Below are 2,734 nucleotides of genomic sequence, written 5' to 3' on the forward strand. Positions count from 1 at the left end.
GGCGCGCTCGTTCCCGAGCCCGGGGAGGACGCGAGCGGGTGGCTCGATCGTTCGAGCCGAGTGCTCGCCGATCACGAGTACGGGGCGTGTCTCCACGGCGAGGGGTTCGGCACGCGGTCGTTCACGCGGATCCGGACGGGGACGGAGCCGGCGGTCGCGTTCGCCGACGGTCCACCCTGCGAGACGCCATCCGAGTCAGTGTCCCTTCCAGACGGGTTCGGCGGGTCGTCGTGACCGACGACGGCGACGCCGGCCGCGTGGCGTCGGTCGCCGCCGCCCGGACGGAAAGCCAGTTTTAAGCGATTCGCGGGCGGTTGTAGTTCCATGAGCGTGTCCGAACTCGAGTCCGAGCTGTCGGCGGACCAGCGCGCCGGCCTCGAACTCATCCGCGAGACCGGCGGGATCCACCAGAGCGACTTCTGGAAGGAGCTCGATGTCTCCTCGCGGAAGGGGAGCCGTATCGCGGAGGCGTTAGAGGAGTCCGGACTCATCCAGCGCGAGGACGCCGTCTACGACGGGCACAACACGTACTATCTGGAGCCGGCCCCGCGGGACCTGGATTTCAGCCTGTTGATGGCCGGCGACATGTTGTCCCCGTTTATCGGCGAGGAGGAGATCGACGCCCAGTCCGACGCCTTCTCACAGTGGCTGATGAACCTCGCGTACGAGGAGTACTGAGCGGGTCGCGAGAGGGTATGTAAACGGGCCACGACTGTGTATTTAAATAAGTCGCGACTGAGTATTTAAAGAAGTCGCGACCGGGTGCGTAAGTAGATCGGATCGTTGAGCGACCGTCGTTTCATCCGTGACGGTGATTCTGCGTATTGACGGTCCAAGCAGATCGCTACGGGATCGGTGGATACGGCAGCTCGAACCCTTATAATGGCCACACAGGATCCGGCCGAAGCGTTCGCTTCTATACGGTGCGCCGCGCCCGGCGACGACCCGACGAGCTCCACCGAGCGTCGGAAGAGAGTATATAAACAGACCGCGGCCGGGACGACCGCTCACCCGAGCAGCAGCGCGAACAGCGCCACGGCCGCCGCGAGCGTCAGGATCAACACGCTGCGCCCGATCCCGGACCGGATCTCGGCGTCGATCCCGGCGTCCGCGAGCGTTTCCCGCGGATGCATCGCCGTCGTCATGATCACGCTCGCAGTCCGCATGGTCACGCGGTCGACGGCGGCCCACAGCTCCGTGACGCCCCACACCGCACCGCGCCCGGCGTAGAACGCCGCCGGATGCAACACGGCGTCCACGTCACGCATGTGGTGTGCGAGCCACCCGAGGGGCCGCTTTAGACCGAAGAACCCGACGAACCCAGCGGTCATCAGGACCGCCGCCTTCTCGATGTGTCCGAACTGAAGCGGGTCGAGGTAGTAGCTGTACGGGTTCGAGAGGTCGTGTGCCGTCTCCGCGAACGGGAGCAGGTCGAGCTGGGCGGTGTAGACGACGCCGAGCGCGACACACGCGACCCCCGCGAGCCCCATCCCGACCGTCTGCAGCGGCTTCGCGTCGTCGAGTCGGCGGTGTTCGGGCGACGCCTCGCCGTGGAAGAAGATGTAGTAGCCGAGCTTGATGAACGACATGAACGTCCCGACCGCGCCGATCATCAACAGCCACCACAGCAGGTCGTAGCCGAACAGGAGCGGGTAGTTACCGGAGATCTGCTCGGTCGCGTCGAGGACGAGCCCCTTCGAGACGTACCCGTTGAAGCCGGGCACCGCGGTAATGGAGGCCGCGCCGACGAGGTAGACCAGGAACGCGACGGGCATCACCTTCCAGAGCCCGCCCATCTCCTTGATGTAGTTCGAGCCGGTGCGGTAGATAACGACGCCACACACCATGAACAGCAGGCTCTTGTACAGCACGTTGTTGAACAGGTGTGCGAACCCCCCGGCGACGGCGAACTGGCCCCACTCGCCGCCGAGCGTCGCGAGCCCGATACCCGCGAGCATGTAGCCGACCTGCGCTTGGATGTGATACGACAACAGCCGGCGCGGGTCGTACTGAAGCAGCGCGAAGAACACGCCGTACACCGCCATGAACCCGCCGAGGTACGCCAGCCACCAGCCGCCCTCGGGGAACGCACGGTACATCACGTACACCGCGGTCTTGGTGGTGAACACCGAGAGGAACACCGACGCCGCGATGTGCGGGCGCGGATAGGTGTCCGGGATCCACGTGTGGAGGAAGATGAACCCGCAGTTGATCCCGATGCCGATCGCCGCGAGCACGGCCGCGGTCGCATGGATCCCCGTCTCCGCGGTGAAGAGGAAGCTCTCCACCGCCGCGAAGTGGACGACGACCGCACCGAGCAGGATCGTGCCGCCGATCCCGTGAACGATGGCGTAACGGTAGCCCGCCCGGACGGCCTCGCCGCCGTACTGCCAGACGAGGAGGGTGCTGGTGACGGCCATCAGCTCCCAGAAGAAGATCACGGAGAGCCAGTCGCCGGCGTAGACGGTTCCGACCGTGGAGGCGACGTACAACAGCGCGAACGACGTGAGCCAGCGCGGCGCGTCGCTCGAGTACGCGTAGATCACCGCCGCGGTCGCGAGGAACCCGATAACGAGCCCCATCATCGCGGAGAACTGGTCGACGTTCAAGAAGACGACCGAGAAGCCGAGGAACTCCGTCGTGAGGTGGGTCCCGTCGGGCGCGAGCCACGCCTGTGCGAACACGAACGCGGTCGCGCTCGCGGCGAGCGCGTGGCCGACCGCACGCGGGAGCG

At 66.1% G+C, this 2,734-nt stretch carries 2 protein-coding genes and 1 pseudogene; 2 read left to right on the forward strand and 1 reads right to left on the reverse strand.

The features are described from left to right. Both ACFQEU_RS14125 and ACFQEU_RS14130 read left to right on the forward strand, forming a co-directional pair. Nucleotides 1-234: pseudogene (locus ACFQEU_RS14125) on the forward strand (NRDE family protein); the annotation flags it as partial. A 90-nt stretch (nt 235-324) separates the two neighbouring features. Further along, nucleotides 325-678 (forward strand): helix-turn-helix transcriptional regulator, encoded by a 354-nt coding sequence (locus tag ACFQEU_RS14130; protein ID WP_379783186.1) that lies wholly within the window; start codon nt 325-327, stop codon nt 676-678. Nucleotides 679-1,007: 329 nt separating this feature from the next. On the opposite strand, the gene ACFQEU_RS14135 is transcribed toward ACFQEU_RS14130, so the two are convergent. Further along, nucleotides 1,008-2,734: Na(+)/H(+) antiporter subunit D (locus tag ACFQEU_RS14135; protein ID WP_379783188.1), on the reverse strand; the 1,727-nt coding region annotated here is incomplete at its 5' end.

Source organism: Halorubrum tibetense, from assembly GCF_042661865.1.
In the GTDB taxonomy this organism is placed as follows: domain Archaea; phylum Halobacteriota; class Halobacteria; order Halobacteriales; family Haloferacaceae; genus Halorubrum; species Halorubrum tibetense.